This window comes from Salipiger sp. CCB-MM3 (genome assembly GCF_001687105.1).
In the GTDB taxonomy this organism is placed as follows: Bacteria; Pseudomonadota; Alphaproteobacteria; order Rhodobacterales; family Rhodobacteraceae; genus Salipiger.
In genome coordinates this window covers 328,168-347,912 of record NZ_CP014595.1, presented here as the reverse complement: position 1 = coordinate 347,912, position 19,745 = coordinate 328,168, and the positions used below count along the sequence as shown (strand labels likewise).

General features: G+C 65.1%; 21 protein-coding genes. 13 read left to right on the top strand and 8 right to left on the bottom strand.

All coding sequences use genetic code 11. From position 1 onward, the window contains the following. Positions 1 to 75: 75 nt before the first annotated feature. The 4 genes from AYJ57_RS01710 (at position 76) to AYJ57_RS01695 (ending at position 5,706) form a co-directional block, all read left to right on the top strand. Complete coding sequence (locus tag AYJ57_RS01710; RefSeq protein ID WP_066100313.1) at positions 76 to 1,650, top strand: Re/Si-specific NAD(P)(+) transhydrogenase subunit alpha; 1,575 nt, start codon at positions 76 to 78, stop codon at positions 1,648 to 1,650. Positions 1,651 to 1,665: 15 nt separating this feature from the next. Then, entirely contained in the window at positions 1,666 to 3,132 is a 1,467-nt protein-coding gene (locus tag AYJ57_RS01705; RefSeq protein WP_066100310.1) for an NAD(P)(+) transhydrogenase (Re/Si-specific) subunit beta, read from the top strand. A 409-nt stretch (positions 3,133 to 3,541) separates the two neighbouring features. Continuing rightward, entirely contained in the window at positions 3,542 to 4,873 is a 1,332-nt protein-coding gene (tig, locus tag AYJ57_RS01700) for a trigger factor (protein WP_066100307.1), read from the top strand. Between the two features lie 143 nt (positions 4,874 to 5,016). Continuing rightward, entirely contained in the window at positions 5,017 to 5,706 is a 690-nt protein-coding gene (locus AYJ57_RS01695) for a DUF2270 domain-containing protein (RefSeq protein ID WP_066100304.1), read from the top strand. Between the two features lie 80 nt (positions 5,707 to 5,786). Here the strand turns inward: AYJ57_RS01695 and rplI are convergent, their stop codons facing one another. The 3 genes from rplI to rpsF are packed head-to-tail and all read right to left on the bottom strand — an operon-like array spanning position 5,787 to position 7,029. Further along, positions 5,787 to 6,404: a 50S ribosomal protein L9 gene (gene rplI / locus AYJ57_RS01690; protein WP_066100302.1), complete on the bottom strand. Its 618-nt coding sequence runs from the start codon at positions 6,402 to 6,404 to the stop codon at positions 5,787 to 5,789. Between the two features lie 12 nt (positions 6,405 to 6,416). Further along, the gene (gene rpsR / locus AYJ57_RS01685; protein WP_005982441.1) at positions 6,417 to 6,644 is read right to left on the bottom strand and encodes a 30S ribosomal protein S18; all 228 of its coding nucleotides are present in this window, start codon (positions 6,642 to 6,644) and stop codon (positions 6,417 to 6,419) included. A gap of 22 nt (positions 6,645 to 6,666) precedes the next feature. Next, a complete protein-coding gene (gene rpsF / locus AYJ57_RS01680; RefSeq protein ID WP_066100300.1) occupies positions 6,667 to 7,029 on the bottom strand; it encodes a 30S ribosomal protein S6 in 363 nt (120 codons plus the stop codon). A 319-nt stretch (positions 7,030 to 7,348) separates the two neighbouring features. Between rpsF and AYJ57_RS01675 the strand changes: the two genes are divergently transcribed. Next, positions 7,349 to 7,570 (top strand): hypothetical protein, encoded by a 222-nt coding sequence (locus AYJ57_RS01675; protein WP_066100297.1) that lies wholly within the window; start codon positions 7,349 to 7,351, stop codon positions 7,568 to 7,570. A 122-nt stretch (positions 7,571 to 7,692) separates the two neighbouring features. On the opposite strand, the gene lipA is transcribed toward AYJ57_RS01675, so the two are convergent. Further along, positions 7,693 to 8,643: a lipoyl synthase gene (gene lipA / locus AYJ57_RS01670; RefSeq protein ID WP_066100294.1), complete on the bottom strand. Its 951-nt coding sequence runs from the start codon at positions 8,641 to 8,643 to the stop codon at positions 7,693 to 7,695. Positions 8,644 to 8,922: 279 nt separating this feature from the next. On the opposite strand from lipA, the gene AYJ57_RS01665 reads away from it, so the two are divergent. Further along, positions 8,923 to 9,471 (top strand): peroxiredoxin, encoded by a 549-nt coding sequence (locus AYJ57_RS01665; RefSeq protein WP_066100290.1) that lies wholly within the window; start codon positions 8,923 to 8,925, stop codon positions 9,469 to 9,471. 91 nt (positions 9,472 to 9,562) lie between these two features. Here AYJ57_RS01665 and AYJ57_RS01660 read toward each other — a convergent pair whose 3' ends face one another. From AYJ57_RS01660 to AYJ57_RS01645, 4 genes are all read right to left on the bottom strand, one after another. Further along, positions 9,563 to 10,849 (bottom strand): MFS transporter, encoded by a 1,287-nt coding sequence (locus AYJ57_RS01660; RefSeq protein WP_066100287.1) that lies wholly within the window; start codon positions 10,847 to 10,849, stop codon positions 9,563 to 9,565. Between the two features lie 147 nt (positions 10,850 to 10,996). Further along, positions 10,997 to 11,779, bottom strand: a complete 783-nt coding sequence (locus tag AYJ57_RS01655; RefSeq protein WP_066100284.1) for a maleate cis-trans isomerase family protein — start codon at positions 11,777 to 11,779, stop codon at positions 10,997 to 10,999. Beyond that, on the bottom strand, positions 11,776 to 12,933 hold the full coding sequence (locus tag AYJ57_RS01650; RefSeq protein WP_066100281.1) for a M24 family metallopeptidase: 1,158 nt from the start codon (positions 12,931 to 12,933) through the stop codon (positions 11,776 to 11,778). The genes AYJ57_RS01655 and AYJ57_RS01650 overlap by 4 nt, the downstream gene beginning before the upstream one ends. 48 nt (positions 12,934 to 12,981) lie before the next feature. After that, the gene (locus AYJ57_RS01645) at positions 12,982 to 13,644 is read right to left on the bottom strand and encodes a helix-turn-helix transcriptional regulator (protein ID WP_066100278.1); all 663 of its coding nucleotides are present in this window, start codon (positions 13,642 to 13,644) and stop codon (positions 12,982 to 12,984) included. 250 nt (positions 13,645 to 13,894) lie between these two features. Here AYJ57_RS01645 and AYJ57_RS01640 point away from each other — a divergent pair, with 250 nt between their 5' ends. The 7 genes from AYJ57_RS01640 to AYJ57_RS01610 all read left to right on the top strand — a co-directional run bounded on the left by AYJ57_RS01640 (position 13,895) and on the right by AYJ57_RS01610 (position 19,628). Next, positions 13,895 to 14,110, top strand: a complete 216-nt coding sequence (locus AYJ57_RS01640) for a twin-arginine translocase TatA/TatE family subunit (RefSeq protein WP_066100275.1) — start codon at positions 13,895 to 13,897, stop codon at positions 14,108 to 14,110. A gap of 3 nt (positions 14,111 to 14,113) precedes the next feature. Then, positions 14,114 to 14,596 (top strand): Sec-independent protein translocase protein TatB, encoded by a 483-nt coding sequence (tatB, locus tag AYJ57_RS01635; protein WP_066100272.1) that lies wholly within the window; start codon positions 14,114 to 14,116, stop codon positions 14,594 to 14,596. Further along, positions 14,593 to 15,522: a twin-arginine translocase subunit TatC gene (gene tatC, locus AYJ57_RS01630; protein WP_066100269.1), complete on the top strand. Its 930-nt coding sequence runs from the start codon at positions 14,593 to 14,595 to the stop codon at positions 15,520 to 15,522. Before tatB ends, tatC begins: the two co-directional genes overlap by 4 nt. Before the next feature lie 41 nt (positions 15,523 to 15,563). Then, positions 15,564 to 16,361 (top strand): ATP-binding protein, encoded by a 798-nt coding sequence (locus tag AYJ57_RS01625; RefSeq protein ID WP_157374102.1) that lies wholly within the window; start codon positions 15,564 to 15,566, stop codon positions 16,359 to 16,361. Between the two features lie 183 nt (positions 16,362 to 16,544). Further along, positions 16,545 to 17,228, top strand: coding sequence for an HAD family hydrolase (locus tag AYJ57_RS01620; protein ID WP_083191117.1), 684 nt, complete (start codon positions 16,545 to 16,547; stop codon positions 17,226 to 17,228). A 2-nt stretch (positions 17,229 to 17,230) separates the two neighbouring features. Next, positions 17,231 to 18,193, top strand: coding sequence for a sugar-binding transcriptional regulator (locus AYJ57_RS01615; protein ID WP_066100264.1), 963 nt, complete (start codon positions 17,231 to 17,233; stop codon positions 18,191 to 18,193). A gap of 118 nt (positions 18,194 to 18,311) precedes the next feature. Further along, positions 18,312 to 19,628 (top strand): ABC transporter substrate-binding protein, encoded by a 1,317-nt coding sequence (locus AYJ57_RS01610; RefSeq protein WP_066100263.1) that lies wholly within the window; start codon positions 18,312 to 18,314, stop codon positions 19,626 to 19,628. The last annotated feature ends 117 nt before the right edge of the window (positions 19,629 to 19,745 follow it).

Below are 19,745 nucleotides of genomic sequence, written 5' to 3'. Positions count from 1 at the left end.
GACCATACGTCAACCGGAGGACGACAAATCTAGAACCAAGGGCCTTCGGAACGGCCTAAAAGGGGGACCAACTACGTGAAGATCGGAACGCCGACAGAGATTTTCGAGGGTGAGGCGCGTGTCGCCATGACCCCGGACTCGGCGCTGCAACTGCAGAAGCTGGGTTACGATTGCCTGATACAGTCAGGCGCCGGCGCGAAGGCAGGCTTTGCCGACGCGGCCTATGAGGCCGCTGGCGTGACCGTGGTGGCAGATGCCGACGCGCTGTGGAGCGGCGCCGACATCATCGCCAAGGTGCGCCCGCCGAGTGAAGAGGAAGCGGCCCGGCTGACGCCCGAGAAGCTGCTGATCTCCTTCTTCTACCCGGCCTCGAACGAGGCACTGATGAAGCAGGCCGCCGATCTCGGTGCCAGCGTGATCGCGATGGACATGGTGCCGCGCATCAGCCGCGCGCAGAAGATGGACGCGCTGTCGTCCATGGCCAACATCGCCGGCTACCGCGCGGTGATCGAGGCGGGCAACAACTTCGGCCGCTTCTTCACCGGTCAGGTGACCGCCGCCGGCAAGGTGCCGCCCGCCAAAGTGCTGATCGTCGGCGCCGGTGTGGCCGGTCTTGCGGCCATCGGCACCTCGACCTCGCTGGGCGCCATCACCTATGCCTTCGACGTGCGCCCGGAAGTGGCCGAGCAGGTCGAGAGCATGGGCGCAGAGTTCGTCTACCTCGACTTCGAGGAAGAGCAGGCCGACGGCGCCTCCTCGGGCGGCTACGCCTCTGTCTCCAGCCCCGAGTTCCGTGAAGCCCAGCTTGCCAAGTTCCGTGAACTTGCGCCCGAGATGGACATCGTTATCACCACCGCCCTCATTCCGAACCGGGAAGCTCCCGAGCTGTGGACCGAGGACATGGTGCAGGCGATGAAGCCCGGCTCGGTGATCGTCGATCTGGCGGCAGAGCGCGGCGGCAACTGCAAGCTGACGGTGATGGACGAGAAGATCGTCACCGACAACGGCGTGACCATCATCGGCTACACCGACTTCCCGAGCCGCATGGCGACGCAGAGCTCGACGCTCTACGCCACCAACATCCGGCACATGATGGCCGACCTGACGCCAGAGAAGGACGGCACGGTCAACCACAACATGGACGACGACGTGATCCGCGGCGCGACCATCGCGCACGCCAAAGAGGTCACCTTCCCGCCGCCGCCGCCGAAAACCAAGGCGATCGCGGCGCAGAAGCCGAAGGAAAAGGCGCCCGAACTGACGCCGGAAGAGAAGCGCGCGCAGGAAGTGGCCGCCTTCAAGGCGCAGACGAAACAGCAGGTGACCCTGCTCACCGTCGGTGCCGTGCTGCTGCTCGGCGTGGGCCTCGTGGCACCCGCTAGCTTCATGCAGCACTTCATCGTCTTCGTGCTGTCGGTCTTTGTCGGCTTCCAAGTGATCTGGAACGTCTCGCATTCCCTGCACACCCCGCTGATGGCCGTGACCAACGCCATCTCCTCGATCATCATCCTTGGCGCGCTGATGCAAATCGGCTCGGGCAACTGGCTGGTGATCATCCTTGCCGCGCTTTCGGTCTTTATGGCCGGGATCAACATCTTCGGCGGCTTCCTCGTGACACGGCGCATGCTCGCCATGTTCCAGAAATCGTAAGGAGAGGTGGGGACTATGGAATTCGGATTCACGACGGCGGCCTATGTGGTCGCGGCCGTTCTGTTCATCCTGTCGCTGGGTGGCCTCTCGGGGCAGGAAAGCGCCAAGCGCGCCGTGTGGTACGGCATTGTCGGCATGGGCCTCGCGGTCTTCGCCACGCTGATCGGCCCGGGCTCGGGCCTCTGGCTGCTCTCGGTCATCCTGATCGCGGCGGGCGGCATCATCGGCACCTACGTGGCCAAGAAGGTCGAGATGACCGAGATGCCGCAGCTGGTTGCCGCCATGCACTCGCTGGTGGGTCTCGCGGCGGTCTTCGTCGGCTTCAACGCGCATCTCACCATGCGCAGCGTCGAGAAGCTTCGCGCGGCCTCCGATCTTGCGAAGGACGCCTTCGAGCATATGGTGACGACCGACCACGGCGTATTCGCGGGGTTGGTGGCGCATAAGTCGCCCGTCGAGCTGAGCATCCTGCAGGTCGAGCTCTTCCTCGGCATCTTCATCGGTGCGGTGACCTTCACCGGCTCGGTGATCGCTTACGGCAAGCTGGCGGGCAAGGTGACCTCGAAGGCCGAGAAACTGCCGGGCGGGCACATCCTGAACGCCTCTGCAGCGGCGCTCTCGGTGATCTGCCTGATCTGGTACATGAACACCGCCGGGCTCTTCCCGGTGCTGATCATGACGCTCTGCGCGCTCTTCATCGGCTACCACCTGATCATGGGCATCGGCGGCGCCGACATGCCGGTGGTGGTCTCGATGCTGAACAGCTACTCGGGCTGGGCCGCGGCGGCCATCGGCTTCTCGCTCAGCAACGATCTGCTGATCGTCGTCGGTGCGCTAGTGGGCTCCTCGGGTGCGATCCTGAGCTACATCATGTGTAAGGCGATGAACCGCTCGTTCATCTCGGTGATCCTCGGCGGCTTCGGCGGTACATCCGGTCCTGCGATGGAAGTCGAAGGCGAGCAGGTGGCGATCGACGTCGACGGCGTGGCCTCGGCGCTCGAAGAAGCCGACAGTGTCATCATCGTGCCGGGCTACGGCATGGCCGTGGCGCAGGCGCAGCAGAACGTCGCGGAACTCACCCGCAAGCTGCGTGCCAAGGGCAAGGAGGTGCGTTTCGCCATCCACCCCGTGGCGGGCCGTCTGCCGGGCCACATGAACGTGCTGCTGGCCGAGGCGAAAGTGCCTTACGATATCGTTCTGGAAATGGACGAGATCAACGAGGACTTCCCCGAGACCGACGTGGTCATCGTCATCGGCTCGAATGACATCGTGAACCCCGCCGCGCAGGAAGACCCCAACTCGCCCATCGCCGGCATGCCGGTGCTGGAAGTGTGGAAGGCCAAGCAGGTCTTTGTCTCCAAGCGCGGTCAGGGCACCGGCTACTCGGGCATTGAGAACCCGCTGTTCTACAAGGACAACACGCGGATGTACTACGGTGACGCGAAACAGTCGATTGGCGAGCTGCTGAACAAGATCAGCTGAGCCTGAACGACAAAATGACAGGGGCCCCGCCAGCGATGGCGGGGCCCCTTTGCTTGGCCGGTGCGCCCCAGTCTCAGTGCCCCAGTCCCGGCGCGCCGCAGGCGGCGAGGGCGGAGTGCGTATTTGAGAAGAGAAGAAGCGACCGGGGCGGCAAGGCGGGTCTTCTTCTCTTTGTCAAATACGCAGGGCGAAACGGCGCCGCAGCGCGGCACCGGGGCAGGGCGGCGTGCCGCGCGCCCCTCGCAGCCGCGGCAAATCGGCGGATTGTGCCCGCAAAGCCGCCAGAGCCCGCGCCAGAGGCGCGTTTCCGCCTTGCAAGGGCCTTCGGGGACGCATAGAAGACCGCAAATTCGAATTTCGCGGTGGGCCGGATTCCGTGCCCTCGCATCACGACCACAAGGGAATTGGCATGCAGGTCAACGAGACGCTGAACGAAGGTCTGAAGCGCGCGTACGAGCTCATCCTCACCGCCGAAGAGCTGGACGCGAAGGTGAACGAGAAGCTCGCCGAGGCGCAGCCTGAGATTGAGATGAAGGGCTTCCGCAAGGGCAAGGTCCCGATGCCGCTGCTCAAGAAGCAGTTCGGCCAGCGTCTGCTGGGCGAGAGCATGCAGGAAGCCATCGACGGCGCGATGAACGAGCACTTCGAGAAGTCGGGCGACCGTCCGGCGCTCCAGCCGCAGGTCAAGATGACCAACGAGGACTGGAAAGAAGGCGACGACGTCGCGGTCGAGATGAGCTACGAGAAGCTGCCGGAAGTTCCGGACGTGGACGCGTCGAAAATCACCCTCGAGAAGCTCGTGGTGAAGGCCGATGACGCCGCCGTCGACGAGGCGCTGGCACAGCTGGCCGAGAACGCGCAGGACTTCAAGGACCGCCGCAAGGGCTCCAAGGCGAAAGACGGCGATCAGGTGGTCATCGACTTCGTCGGCAAGGTCGACGGTGAAGCCTTCGAAGGCGGCTCGGCGGAAGACTACCCGCTGGTGCTCGGCTCCAACTCCTTCATCCCCGGCTTCGAAGAGCAGCTGGTCGGCGTGAAGGTCGAGGAAGAGAAGGCCGTCGAGGTCACCTTCCCCGAGGAGTACGGCGCAGAGAACCTCGCAGGCAAAGCCGCTGTCTTTGACGTGACCGTCAAGGCCGTGAAAGAGCCCGTTGCTGCCGAGATCGACGACGAGCTGGCGAAGAAATTCGGTGCCGAGGACCTCGAGGCGCTGAAAGGCCAGATCCGTGAGCGTCTGGAAGCTGAATACACCGGCGCATCGCGTCAGGTGATGAAGCGCGCCATGCTCGACGCGCTGGACGAGCAGGTCTCCTTCGAACTGCCGCCGAGCCTCGTTGAAGCCGAAGCCAAGCAGATCGCGCACCAGCTCTACCACGAAGAGCACCCGGACGATCACGGTCACGACCACGGCGAGATCGAGCCCACCGACGAGCACAACAAGCTTGCAGAGCGCCGTGTGCGTCTTGGCCTGCTGCTCGCCGAGATCGGCCAGAAAGCCGAGATCGAGGTGACCGATCAGGAGATGACCCAGGCGATCATGATGCAGGCGCGTCAGTACCCGGGTCAGGAGCGCGCGTTCTTCGACTTCGTGCGCCAGAACGCTCAGATGCAGCAGCAGCTGCGCGCGCCGATCTTCGAAGACAAGGTCATCGATCACATCGCCGAAGGCGCGAATGTGAGCGAAAAGGAAGTCTCGAAAGAAGACCTCCAGAAGGCCGTCGAAGAGCTCGACGAAGAGTAATTTCCGGCGCCATTGGCGCAGGATTGAGGGCCGCCCGCAGGGGCGGCCCTTTTGCGTTTGCGGCACTGCGGCGGCGAATTTCCTTGCCGCAGCCGGGGTCTGCATGTGATCTTGGGTGCCCGGAGGCGACCCCGGAGGAGATCATGGACGGACCCGAGCCCCGTGCCGCGCAGAAGCCGCGCAAGATGCTCGACAGCTCGGAGATCACCGCGCTGTCGCATCTCTATCGCGGCGAGGTCTATCGCTCGACCATCTGGCGCACCCGGCTCGACACCACCACCAATTGGGCGGTGGTGACGCTGGGGATCGCGCTGTCGATCTCCTACAGCTCGCCCGCCGCCTCGCCGCTGCCGCTGATCCTTGTCGGCATTCTGATCCTGTTCTTCCTGATGCAGGAGGCGCGGCGCTATCGCTACTTCAACGTCTGGCGCGCGCGCTGCCGCTGGATGGAGACGCATTTCTTTGCTCCCATGCTGCACGACGGCGATCTGCATATGGAGGAGGGCTGGCAGCAGACGCTGGCCGAGGATTACTGGAAGCCGCGCTACCACGTCTCGCTCTGGGTGGCGATCGGGCGGCGCATCCGGCGCAATTACGTGTGGATTCTGCTGATCCAGAGCGTCGCCTATATCGGCAAGCTGCTGGTCCACCCCGAGCCGCTGACCGCGCCGGTGCAGCTGATCGAGCGGGCGGGGGTGGGGCCTATTCACGGCGGCTTGGTTCTGGCGGCCGGGGCGGGGTATTGCGCGGCGTGGAGCGTTGCGGCGCTGATCAGCTGGCGCGACGACCAGCGGCGCGCTCAGATGCGCCGGGACCGGACCAGCATGGGCTGAGCAATCAGGTCAGCGCACAAAGAAAAACCGCGCCGGAAAGCTCCGGCGCGGTCTCGACATTTCGCGATGATCCGAAAGGATCAGGCGTTGTCTTCGGTCTCTTCGGCTTCGGCGGCTGCCGGAGCGTCGTCGTCGTCCGATGCGGCGCTGCCGATGTCGTCGAACAGTTCCGAGATCTCGAACTCGGCCTGTGCTTCTTCTTCAGCGGCGAGTTCCTGGATCGACTTGCCCGACGCCTGCAGTTCGGCCTCTTCGGGCGAACGTGCGACGTTGAGGTTGATGGTGACCATCACCTCGGGGTGCAGGTGAACTTCCACCTCGTGCAGGCCGAGCTCTTTGATCGGCTGACGGATGATGACCTGCTTGCGGTCGATCGAGAAACCTTCCTCGGTGGCGACGTCTGCGGCGTCACGGGTGGTGACCGAACCGTAGAGGTTGCCGCCATCGGACGCCTGACGAATCACGACGAACTGCTGGCCGCCGAGCTTCTCGCCGAGCGCTTCGGCTTCTTTTTTGCTCTCGAGGTTACGCGCTTCGAGCTGAGCTTTCTGCTCTTCGAACTGCGCGATGTTCTCTTTCGACGCGGTCAGTGCCTTGCCCTGCAGCAGCAGGTAGTTGCGCGCGAAGCCGGGCTTCACGTCAACGACATCGCCCATTTGGCCGAGCTTGGCCACGCGTTCCAGAAGAATGACTTGCATGGGTCTCTCTCCTTATTTCACGGCGTAGGGCAGCAGGGCGAGGAAGCGGGCGCGCTTGATGGCACGGGCCAGTTCACGCTGCTTCTTTGCCGACACTGCGGTGATGCGGGACGGGACGATCTTGCCGCGCTCAGAGATGTAGCGCTGCAGGAGACGGGTGTCCTTGTAGTCGATTTTGGGTGCGTTGTCGCCCGAGAAGGGGCAGACTTTGCGACGGCGGAAAAACGGTTTTGCAGCCATTGTTTAGCTCCTCTCGTTCAGATCAGTTACGGCCACGGCGTTCGCCGCGACCTTCGCGCTCGTCGCGCTTCTGCATCTGCACCGAGGGGCCCTCGGCGTGCTCTTCGACCTTGATCGTCAGAACGCGCATGACGTCGTCATGCAGGCGCATCAGACGCTCCATTTCCTGAACCGCAGTCGCCGGAGCGTCGGTCTTCAGGAAGGCGTAGTGGCCTTTACGGTTCTTGTTGATCTTGTAGGCCATGGTCTTCACGCCCCAGTACTCGGATTCGACGACTTTGCCGCCGTTGTCCGAAAGGACGGTGCCGAAGTGTTCGACAAGGCCTTCAGCCTGCGCGTTGGAAAGATCCTGACGCGTGATGAAAACATGCTCATAAAGCGGCATGTGTGCTCCATTTCTGTCCGGGCGCATTTCATAGGGCAGGCAGTCCACTCCGCACCTGCCCACGAGAGACTGCGCGGTTCACGTGATCTCGCGGAGGGATGGCGCTCTATACACCCTTGGGCGGGGGATTCAACCCTTGATGGGCCGCTTGATGAGCGCGCCTCTGCGGCGCCGAAACCTTGCGTTAGGACTTGCGGCGCATGACCTCGGGGCAGGGCGCGAAATCGCCGGGGGTCTTCCCCGGTCGTGCCCCATTCCTGACGCGTTTCGGCGTCAAAACCTTTCTTCGTTAAGAACGTGACGAGTTGGAGGAAGCACGATGTCGATGGGGGACCCCCGCTTTACGGAGACCAATGATCCGGTGATGCTGGGGCTGCGCGTGCTGACGCAGATGGTGGGATTTCTTCTGGCGCTCTCGGCCTTCGCGCTGTGGCTGATGCCTGAGGCAAGCGAGGGTTTGTCGCTCTGGCGGCTGGGAGCGTCGCTGCTGCTTTTGATCGTGGGGCTGTGCTCGGTCTTCGGACTTGGGCGCAGGGATTAAGGCGCAAGAAGACGAGGACCGATACCGGTCCAAGGGGACGGCCCACCTAGGGACGGTTTAAATGACGAACGCCCTCGCAGATGACTGCGAGGGCGTTTCCGTTTTGCGAAGATGCGCCGCGCTCAGGCCTTGGCGAGCTTGGCCTCGCGGGCCTCGCGCAGCCGCGCGAAATCATCGCCCGCGTGATAGCTCGAGCGGGTCAGCGGCGTGGCCGAGACCATCAGGAAGCCCTTGCCGAACGCGGTCTTCTCATACGAGGCGAACTCGTCGGGCGTGACGAAACGGTCAACGCGGTGGTGCTTCGGCGTCGGCTGCAGGTACTGGCCGATGGTCAGGAAGTCGATGTCGGCGGCGCGCATATCGTCCATCACCTGCACGACCTGCTGACGCTCTTCGCCGAGGCCGACCATGATGCCCGACTTGGTGAAGATATGCGGGTCCATTTCTTTCACGCGCTGCAGCAGGCGCAGCGAGTGGAAGTAGCGGGCCCCGGGGCGCACCTCGGGGTAGAGGCCGGGCACGGTCTCGAGGTTGTGGTTGAACACATCGGGGCGCGCCGCAACCACGGTCTCCAGCGCGCCGGGCTTCGACTTGAGGAAGTCGGGCGTCAGGATCTCGATGGTGGTGGCAGGCGCACGGTGACGGATCGCGCGGATGGTCTGGGCGAAATGCTCGGCCCCGCCATCGTCGAGGTCGTCGCGGTCCACCGAGGTGATCACCACGTGATTCAGCCCCAGCTTGGCGACCGAGTCGGCGACGCGGCCCGGCTCGAAGACGTCGAGCGTGTCGGGGCGGCCGGTGGCGATGTTGCAGAAGGTGCAGCCACGGGTGCAGATGTCGCCCATGATCATCATGGTGGCGTGGCCCTGGCTCCAGCACTCGCCCACGTTCGGGCAGCCAGCCTCTTCGCAGACGGTGACGAGACCATGCTCGCGCATGATGCGGCGGGTCTCGTTATAGCCCGCGCCGCCGGGCGCCTTGACGCGAATCCAGTCCGGTTTCTTGGGCTGGGCATTGTCGGGCCGATGCGCCTTTTCCGGATGGCGCTGCGCCGGGATCTTCAGGTCTCGCAAAGCGTTTCCCCCGCGATGTGGGTCAGGTTTCCCGCAAGATAGACCGTTGTCCGCGCAGGTTCCACCCCTGCGCCCGGGCCCGGTCCGGCTGCGGGACGGCAGATACGTTATGGTCCCCTACGCCGATCCGGCACAAAGCGCAATTGCTGAGCAGGCAGGCCCGCTTGTGCATCGCTGCGGCACCCGGGGCAAGATCGGCGGTTGCGTCTTCGGAGCGGCGAAATTATCCCAGCGTCAGGGAGGAAATCGAAGTGCCAGTTACACGAAAGGACCTGTGCCATGAAAGCCGGTGTCGCCCTCCCCAATGTCACCTTCCGCACCCGCGTGCGTGACGAGTCCATCGAAGGTCCGAACCCCTTCCGCTGGCAGGACATGACCACTGCCGATTATTTCAAAGGCAAGCGCGTCATCCTGTTCTCGCTGCCGGGCGCCTTCACCCCGACCTGCTCGACCTACCAGCTGCCGGGCTTCGAGAAGAACGCCGAGACCTTCCGCGCGCAGGGCATCGACGCGATCTATTGCATGTCGGTGAACGACAGCTTCGTGATGAACCAATGGGCGAAGTCGCAGAACCTCGAGAACGTCTCGGTCATCCCCGACGGCTCGGGCGAGTTCACCCGCCGCATCGGCATGCTGGTGAACAAGGACAACCTCGGCTTCGGCATGCGCTCGTGGCGCTATGCGGCGATCATCAACGACGGCGTGGTCGAGGCATGGTTCGAAGAGCCGGGCCTGTGCGACAACCACGGCGAAGACCCCTATGGCGTGTCCAGCCCGGAAAACCTGCTGGAGTATCTCGCCAGCGCCAAGGCCGAAGCCGCGGCCTGATCGCGCAGCGGTCTTTGAGGTAAAAGAAAACGGGCCTTCGGGCCCGTTTTTTCATGTCTGGCAATGATGGCTTTTGATGCGCGGCAGGGCGTCAGTGGCCCTGCGTTCCGGCATTCTCTTCCGCCTCGGCGGCCGCTTCCTCTTCGGCGGCGGCCTCGGCGTACCACTCATAGGCGGCACCGACCGCGACGGTCGACGAGTTGGGCAGAACGTTGAGATAGGCCGACCCATCGCCATCCGCCGCCTGACGGCGTGTCATGCGCCACGCGGTATAGATCGCGATCATCGCGAAAAGCACGGTCAGCACCGCCCAGAAGCTCTGCGGCCCGGCGATGTCCATGGCCTGACCGGTGACCAGCGGCCCCGCGATGGCGCCGACGCCATAGATGAACACCATGCCGCTCGCCGCGGCGGGCATGTCCTCAAGCTCGAGGTAGTCGTTGGTGTAGGCGATGAAGAGCGAATAGAGCGGGCTGGCCATGCCGCCCATGATCAGACCGGCCACCAGCAGCGCGGTGAGCGACTGGCTGTAGAAAAACGCGATGCCGCAGGTGAGCGCGCCCACCGCCGCCAGCGTCAGGATCATCACCCGGCGATCCATCAGGTCCGACAGCCAGCCCACCGGGAACTGGAACAGGAACGAGCCCATGAAGAGCGCCGCCACGAAGCCCGAGATCTCTTGCACCGACAGCCCGACCTTGGCGCCATAGACCGCCGCCATGCCCATCTGCGCCGAGAACACCCCGCCCAGCAGCAGCGTGCCGATCGTGCCCAGCGGCGAACGGTCGTAAAGCTGGCGCAGGCTCATCGGCTTAATCGATTCCACCGCCGGGATCGGCACCGCCGACAGCAGCACCGGGGTGAAGGCCACCGATACGAGGATCGAGGCGACCACAAACAGCGAGAACCCCGCCGCGTCGCCGAAGTTGAGCAGGCCCTGCGCCGCCACCATGCCCAGCGTCTGCGCCACCATATAGGCCGACAGCAGCGTGCCGCGCGTCTGGTTGGTGGCGCGGTCGTTGAGCCAGCTTTCCGAGGTCACATAGAGCCCCGACAGGCAGAACCCCAGCAGCACCCGCAGCGCGGTCCAGCTCCACGGGTCCGACAGCAGCGGGAAGGCGATCAGCAGCGCCGACATCATCGAGCCGAGCGCCGCGAAGACCCGCACGTGGCTGACCTTGCGGATCATCTTCGGCGTCAGCCGCGAGCCCACGAGGAAGCCAAGGAAATAGCCCGAGGTGATCAGCGACAGCTCGAAGGTAGAGAACCCCTCGATATCGCCGCGCACGCCCATCAGCGTGGCCTGCATGCCGTTGCCGATCATGATCAGGAAGACGCCAAGAAGAAGCGACCAGACACTGGTGACTAGCTGGAACATGAGGGCCTCCGGGGCGAAATGGGGGGCGATCTAAGGAGGGGCGGGCTGCGGGCGAATCTTAGCGGCTCGATGCCTGTTGAGGCCTCTTGCGTCAATCGCGGATCCGCCGCGCAGAGCGGCTTTTCCGGCACATTTTAGGGACAGATTTTACTCGGCGGCGCGCAGCGGCGGCGGGCTGGCGCGCAGCAGGCGGCCCGGCCCTCGCGCCTGCTGACCGGCGAGCCGCGCGAGATGCCACGCCAGAACGCTGTTGCTGGCCAGCACTGGCAGCCCCGTCGCGGCCTCGAGCGCATCGATGGCGGGCAGGGCGCGCAGGTTGGTGCACGACAAAAAGAGCGCGTCCACCGGCTCGGGGGCCTGCGCGATCAGCGCCGCGCCCGCCTCGACGATCGAGCTTGCCGAGATGCGCACCACGCGGGCCTCTTCCTCGATCTCGAAGCTGCCGAAGACCGGCGTGTCGATCTCCGCCGCCGCCAGCACCTCGCGCAGCCGCTCCGAGACCTCGGGCAGATAGGGCGACAGCATCGCCAGCCGCCGCACGCCAAGGCTGCGGCAGGCGGCGATGAGGGCCGAGACGGGCTCGGTCACCTGCGGCACGTCGATGGCCTTGCGGATGCGCGCGGCGACCTGCGCGGCACCGATCTGCGCGGTGCCCGAGGTGCAGCCATAGCCCACCGCCGCCAGATCTGCGCCCTGCGGGAAAAGCGCGGCAGAGGCGGTCATATAGCCCTCCATCGCCGCCAGCGTGTCGGGCGTAACCTCGGCGCCTGAGGGGATGCGGCTGACCAGAAGTTCCAGTTCGGTCGGGATCAACTGGCGGAAATCCGTCTCGATGGTCTCATCCGACTGCAGCACGATCAGACCAACCTGCGCGGCGCGGACCGGGTCCAGTTCATGCGGGAAGTGCAGTCCTTTCAGGGCATCGCTCATACCGGCACCTCCGGCAGGCTGGTGGCGGGGATGGTGAGCCATTCGGCACCGGTTTCGGTGATCACGATGTCCTCCTCATGAACCAGCATATGGCTGGGAGAGAGCGCGATCCCCGGCTCCAGCGTCAGCACCATGCCCGGCTCCAGCCGCGTGTCATCGGCGGCGATGAGCGAAGGCGGCTCGGTCAGCTGCATGCCCAGCCCATGGCCCAGCCGCCCGACGTCCGACCCGCCGGTGATCGCGGCCATCGCCCGGAACAGATCGTTGGCGCGGGCACCGGGGCGGGCGGCGGCGAACCCCGCCTGCACCGCATCTAGCAACCGCGCATGGGCATCAAGAACACCGGGCGCGGCGGTGCCGAGCGAGATGTTGCGGTCAAAATCGCAAAAATATCCATCGCGCATCAGCCCGGTGTCGAGCATCAGCACATCGCCCTCGCAGAGCGGCGTCTGGCTGGCCGGAGAGATCACGTCGCCATAGCCGTCCGGTCCGGCAGCCCCGGCCAGATAGGGCACCCAATCGGCACCTTCCTCCAGCGCGAGGATCTGGAAGCGTCGGAACACCTCCGACAGCGGCACGCCGGGGCGCAGGATCTCGGGCAGCCGGGCGAAGGCGCGGGTGCCGACGTCGCAGGCGGCGCGGATGCAGGCGATCTCGGCCTCGGATTTCACCATACGCAGCTTGCGCATGATCCCCGCATCGGGTCCGAACAGCCGGTCGGGCAGCCGGTGCTTCAGCGCCTCCCAGTCGGTGAGTGGCATGCGCAGATGAGTCTCGCCGCCGCTCGGCACGCCGACCCATTCGCCCGGCGGCACCGCCTCGGCCAGCGCCTCGGCCAGCAGCGAGATGCCGTCGTCCTCGTAATCGGGGGAACTCCAGCAGCGGATGTCGGTGATCCAGCTTTGCGCCATCAGATGCGCGCCGATCGAGGGGATCACCGCCACCGGATCGCCCTCGGCCGGCACCACAAGGAACCATGGCCGCGTCGGGCTTTCCCAGAACCGTGTCAGGAAGCCGGTGAAATAGCGTACCTCGGGCTCGGTCGTCAGCAGCAGCGCAGAGATCCCCGACATGGCCATGCGTGCCTGCGCCCGCTCCAGCCGGCTGTGGTATTCGGAGGGGAAAAAGCCCCGTGTGGCAACGCTCTGATCCATATCTCAGCGTCGCCGCGGCAAGGCCCTTCGGTCAAGCGCGAAGCGCGCTCAGCGGGCCTGCGCGCGGTAATCGGCGAGGCTCTTGCCCGGTTCATCGACGAAGAGGCCGGGCAGGGGCGTCACGGCGCTGACCTGATCGATGCGGAGGGTCTCGAAGCCGCGCGCCGTCTCGTTCCACGCGATGCAGGTCCAGATCCGGCCCCAGTAGTCCATGTGCAGCGGGCGCAACTCCTGCGGCTCGGTGCGATCCTTCAGCGTCACGCGCAGCTTTTGCCGGGCGCGGATCGCGGCGCGGAAGTCGGGCATGAAGCGAAACCCCTCGGCGGCATCGCGGAACGGATAGGTGGCAAAGCCAAAGGCCCCCTGCGTCTCGCCATCCTCGGGCAGCAGCGCGTCGATGCGGGCCGAAAGGCTCTCGGCGGCCTGCGCCAGATCCGGCATCCCGCCCTGACCGACGGCGGCAAGGCCGAGGTGCAGCGCTTCGAGCTCGAGCTCGCTCAGGTTCAGCGGCGGCAGGGTGAAGGCAGCGCGCGCGGTGTAGCCGCGCCCGCGCTCGCCCTCGATCGGCACGCCCGAGGCGGCCAGCGTGTCCATGTCGCGATAGATGGTCCGCACCGAAACCCCCAAGTCTTCGGCCAGCGCCTCGGCGGTGTGCAGCGCGCCATCCTTCAGCCGCTGCATCAGCGCATAGAGGCGGTCGGTCTTCTTCATCACGCGGGCTCCTTGGGGCGGCGATTCGGGCATTTCGCGACTCACTGCGCGTGGCCCAACTGACAGATTATTGGCACCTGACAAGATACTGTCACAAAGCCGAAAGAAAACCCCCGGCGGCGCGGGCGATGACAGGCTTTGACGCTTTCGTGTCGCGTGGAAGATGCCTAGAAACCGGGGAACAAAGTGCGACGTGCCGCCCGGGGGCCGATGGCCTGGGACAGTGGGCGGCGAATTGGAGACTAAGGACATGCTCAACAATATCGGCCTTCCCGGCCTTCTTCTGATCGCGGTCGTGGTGCTGGTTCTGTTCGGCCGCGGCAAGATTTCCAGCCTGATGGGCGAAGTCGGCAAGGGCATCACCGCGTTCAAGAAGGGCGTGAGCGAGGGCGGCAAGGAACTCGAGGACGAGAAAGCCGAAGAGGCCAAGGACGTCACGCCCGAGAGCGAGAAAGACAAGGTCTGATCCATGTTCGATCTTGGCTGGTCGGAACTGATGGTGATCGGCATCGTTGCGCTGATCGTCGTTGGTCCGAAGGATCTGCCCGTGCTGTTCCGCAATATGGGGCGCTTCATGGGCAAGGCGCGCGGAATGGCGCGCGAGTTCACCCGCGCAATGAACGACGCCGCGGATGAAGCAGGCGTGCGTGACGTGGCCAAGACGCTGAAGACGGCGACCAACCCGGTGAACTCGGCCATGGACGGGGTGCGCGACGCGGCCAAGTCGATGACCGACCCGACGCCGCCGAAGAAGTCCGAAGGGCTGAAAGAAGATCCCGGCGCGCTCGACGCAGAGCGGGCCGAGAACAAGCAGAAGATCGAGGCCAGTGCCGCCCGCGCTGCCGCCGACCGCCAGAAGCGTGAGGCAGAGGCCGCGGCGAAACGCGCCGAGGACGCCGCCAAGAAGGCCGAAGAGCTGGAAGCGGCGATGAAGAAAGACGGTGAGGCATGAGCCAGATCGACAATGACGAGATCGAGGACAGCTCGGCCCCGCTGATCGAGCATCTGGCCGAGCTGCGCACGCGGCTCATTCGCGCTGTTGCGGCCTTCATCGTCGGCATCGTGCTTGCCTTCACGGTGGCCGAGCCGATCCTGCAGTTCCTGCTCGGGCCGATCGAGCAGACGCTGCGTGCGCTTGGCGATCCGTCGCCGACCATGCAGTACACCTCGCCGCAGGAATATCTCTTCACCCTGTTCCGCATCTCGATGGTGTTCGGCTTCGGGCTCGCCTTCCCGGTGATCTCGTTCCAGCTTTGGCGCTTCGTGGCGCCGGGGCTCTACAAATCCGAGAAGAACGCCTTCCTGCCGTTCATGATCGCCTCGCCGATCATGTTCCTGCTCGGCGCCAGCTTTGCCCATTTCGTGGTGACTCCGCTGGCGATGCAGTTCTTCCTCGGCTTCGCCGACGTCAGCTCGATCTTCGCCAACCTTCTGGCGCAGGCCACCGACGGCATTCCGTCGAACCTGCCCGCCGACACCGCGGTGGTCCCCGAGACCACCGAGGGCATGAAGATCACCTTCTTCGGCAAGGTGAACGAGAGCCTCGACATCACGCTCAAGTTCATCGTCGCCTTTGGCCTGTGCTTCCAGCTGCCGGTGCTGCTGACCCTTATGGGCAAGGCGGGGCTGGTCTCTGCCGCGGGTCTCGGCTCGGTGCGCAAATACGCCGTGGTAGCGATCCTCGTGCTGGCCGCGCTGGTCACCCCGCCGGATGTGACCACGCAGGCGATCCTCTTCGTGGTGGTCTACGGGCTCTACGAGGTGTCGATCTTCCTTGTGCGCATCGTCGAGAAGAAGCGCGAGAAAGAGCTGAAGGCGCAGGGCCTCTGGTTCGAGGACGAGGATGAAGACGAAGGTCAGGAGGACCGGATCCCGTGACGAGTAACGCGTTGAAACGCATCGCGGCGGCGCTGGAGCGTATGGCTCCGGCGCCGCTTGCCGCTCCGGATCTGGACGCGGCGGACGCCTTCGTGTGGCACACCGAGCCCGACCGGCTGGAGCCGGTGGCGCAGGTGAACCGCGTGGCGCTGGATCTTCTGGTGGGCATCGACCGCTCGCGCGACACGCTGCTGTCGAACACGCTGCAGTTCGCCCGCGGGCTGCCCGCCAACAATGCGCTGCTCTGGGGCGCGCGTGGCATGGGCAAGTCGAGCATCGTCAAGGCGGTGCACGCCGAGGCGCTGCAGCGGGGCGAGCGGCTGAAGCTGGTCGAGTTGCAGCGCGAGGATCTGCCTTCGGTCAGCCGCCTGCTCAACGTGCTGCGCGGCGCGCCGCATCGGTTCGTGCTGTTCTGCGACGATCTGTCGTTCAGCCATGACGACCAGCACTACAAAAGCCTCAAGGCGGTGCTCGACGGCGGCATCGAAGGGCGGCCCGACAATGTGCTGTTCTACGCCACCTCGAACCGCCGCCACCTGATGCCGCGCGATATGATCGAGAACGAGCGGTCGAGCTCGATCAACCCCTCTGAGGCGGTCGAAGAGAAAGTTTCGCTGTCGGACCGCTTCGGTCTGTGGCTGGGCTTCCATCCGTGCTCGCAGGATGAATATCTCGACATGATCCGCGGCTATTGCGCGGCCCATGGCGTGAGCATCGACGAAGAGCGCCTGCGCGCCGAGGCGATCGAATGGCAGGCCACGCGCGGCGCGCGCTCGGGCCGGGTCGCCTGGCAGTTCTTCCTCGATCTGGCAGGGCGCGAGGGCGTGGCGCTCGGCTGAGGCCGTCCGATGCGTATTTGAAGAACAATGAAAGGGGCCGGGCATTGCCGCGGCCCTTTTCGCGTTTGGCGGCCCGTGCAGGCGCCGCGTCCTGCCTTTCATTGTTCCCGCAAATACGCAGTTTCCGGGGGTTGCCGCCGGGCGCGGCTTCTGTCGTTATGTTGACATAACGAGGGGGCGGGCGTGACACAGCCGATAGAGCTGGTGCTTTTCGATTTCGACGGCGTGGTGGTGGACAGCGAGATCATCTCGCTGCGGATGCTGGTTGCCGAACTGGCGCAACATGGGGTGAGCGTCGATATCCCTTATGTGTCGCGGCATTTTCTGGGCCGCAGCTACCCGGTGGTTCTGGCGCAAATCCGCGAGGAATTCGGCATTCTGCTGCCCGAGGGCTTCGAGGCCGACTACCGCGCCCGGCTCTTGGCCGCCTTCGAGGCAGAGGGGCTGCGGGTGATGCCGCATCTGCGCGAGGTGCTGGGCGCGTTGCGGGTGCCTTACGGGCTGGCGACCAGTTCCAGTCCGGCGCGGGTCGCCTCCAGCCTTGCGATGACCGGCCTCACCGAGGCGTTTGCGGGCTGCATCACGACGGCATCGGAAGTGGCGCGCGGCAAGCCCGCGCCGGATCTTCCGCTGCACGCGGCGGGCAAGTTTGGCATCGCGCCAGAGCGTTGCCTGCTGATCGAGGACTCGCTGGCGGGCATCGCCGCGGGGCTCGCGGCGGGGATGCAGGTCTGGCAGTTCACCGGCGGCAGCCATATGGCCGAGGGCGCGGTGGCCGCGGACCCGGACGCGCTGCCGCACCGACAATTTGCAAGTTTCGCGGAACTTCCGCATCTTGCACCACAGGCTTTTATCAGGGGGGAGTGATCATGGCCTTGCGCAGCATCGATGAGGGGGAAGCCTCGCCGCAGGACCTGTCGGCGCGGGCCGCATGGCTCTATTACGTGGGCGGGCTGCGGCAGGATCAGATCGCCGACGAGCTTGGGATTTCGCGCCAGCGCGCGCAGCGTCTGGTGGCGCGCGCCATGGCCGAGGGGCTGGTGAAGGTGCGCATCGACCACCCGATCGCCGAATGTCTCGAGCTTGAACAGCAATTGCGCCAGCGCTTTGGGCTGGTGCGGGCGCGGGTGGCGCCACGCGCCGACGGCGGGCAGGACGCGCTGCGGGCCATCGCGCCCTTTGCCGCCGCCGAAATGGAGCGCATCTTCGCCAATCCCACGCCGCAGCTGATCGCGCTCGGCACCGGGCGGACGCTGCGCGCGATGATCGAGCAGATGCAGACGATCAACGCCGGGCACCACCGCATGGTCTCGCTGATTGGCAACGTCGCGCCGGACGGGTCGGCGTCCTTCTACGAGGTCATCATGCGCATCGCCGACAAGACCGGCGCGCCGCATTACCCGATGTCGGTGCCGGTGATGGCGCGCGACGCCGAAGAGTTTGCCACCTATCGCAGCCTGCCGCATGTGGTCAGCTCGCGCGCCTTGGCCAAGGAGGCGGATGTCACCGTGGTCGGAATCGGGCAGATGGCGGATGACGCGCCGCTGTTCGTGGACGGGTTCATTACCGCCGATGAGTTGAGTAGCCTGCGTTCCGCTGGCGCTGCGGGCGAGTTGGGCGGCCATGTCTTCGATTCCGAGGGCCGCTACCTCGAGCATCCGGTAAATGAGTTCATGGTTGGCGTGCGCGTGCCGCAGAACCAGAACCCGGTGATCTGCGTGGCTGGAGGTGTCAGCAAAATCAAAGCCTTGCGCGCTGCTCTTAAAGGTCGACTGGTGCAGGGTTTGGTTACCGACGAACTGACCGCAGCCGAAATCCTCAGCACTTCCTAAAGCTTTTGACGCCAAATTGGGCTTGACTCGACTCGTGTCGTTGGGTGAGCTTTTGCCCAGCACGCGGGCAGTTGCTCAACCTCGATTGTCCAGTGTCGGAATTCAGGGAGGATTTCTCATGTCAGTTACCATTCGCGCGCTGATGGGCGCGTGCGCGCTCGGTGCGCTTTCCACCGCGGCCATGGCCGAAACCACCATCACCGTTGCCACGGTGAACAACGGCGACATGATCCGCATGCAGGGTCTGATGAACGCCTTCAACGAGCAGCACCCCGACATCAAGGTCGAGTGGGTGACGCTGGAAGAGAACGTGCTGCGCCAGCGCGTGACGCAGGACGTGGCCACCAAGGGCGGCCAGTTCGACGTGATGACCATCGGCACCTATGAGGTTCCGATCTGGGGCGAGCGCGGCTGGCTGGTCAGCCTCGACGACATGCCCGAGAGCTACGACACCGACGATCTGCTGCCGGCGATCCGCGGCGGTCTGACCATCGACGGCTCGCTTTACGCGGCGCCGTTCTACGGCGAAAGCTCGATGGTCATGTACCGCAAGGACCTGATGGACGCTGCCGGTCTGGAAATGCCCGAGGCGCCGACCTGGGACTTCATCAAGGAAGCCGCGGCGGCGATGACCGACAAGGAGGGTGAAGTCTACGGCATCTGCCTGCGCGGCAAGGCGGGCTGGGGCGAGAACATGGCCTTCCTGACCGCCATGGCCAACTCCTACGGCGCGCGCTGGTTCGACATGGACTGGAAGCCGCAGTTCGACAGCGACGCATGGAACGCGGCGCTGACCGACTACCTTGAGCTGATGAACAACTACGGCCCGCCGGGCGCGTCGTCGAACGGCTTCAACGAGAACCTCGCGTTGTTCCAGTCGGGCAAATGCGGCATGTGGATCGACGCCACCGTGGCGGCGTCCTTCGTGACCAATGCCGAGGAATCCTCGGTCGCCGATCAGGTCGGCTTTGCGCTGGCGCCGGACAACGGGCTTGGCAAGCGCGGCAACTGGCTCTGGGCTTGGAACCTCGGCATCCCGGCAGGCACCCAGAAGGAAGACGCGGCCAAGACCTTCGTCGAATGGGCGACCTCGAAAGAGTACCTCGAGCTTGTGGCGGAAAAAGAGGGCTGGGCGAACGTACCGCCGGGCACCCGCACCTCGCTTTATGAGAACCCCGAGTATCTCGAGGCGGCACCCTTCGCACAGATGACGCTGGACTCGATCAACGCCGCCGATCCGCAGAACCCGACCGTCGACGAAGTGCCCTATGTGGGCGTGCAATTCGTCGCCATCCCCGAGTTCCAAGGCCTCGGCACCGCTGTCGGCCAGCAGTTCTCGGCCGCGCTGGCCGGGCAGGTGACTGCCGAGCAGGCGCTGCAGTCGGCACAGATGCTCACCGAGCGTGAGATGATGAAGGCCGGCTACATCAAGTAAGCCCCGAAGCGGGCGGGCCTGCTCCAGATGGAGGTCCCTTCGGGGACCGGGGCCCGCCACCTCCACAGTTTCGGAGGCTTCACCGGTTCGAACCGCGGCGGGAGCGTGCCGCCAGAG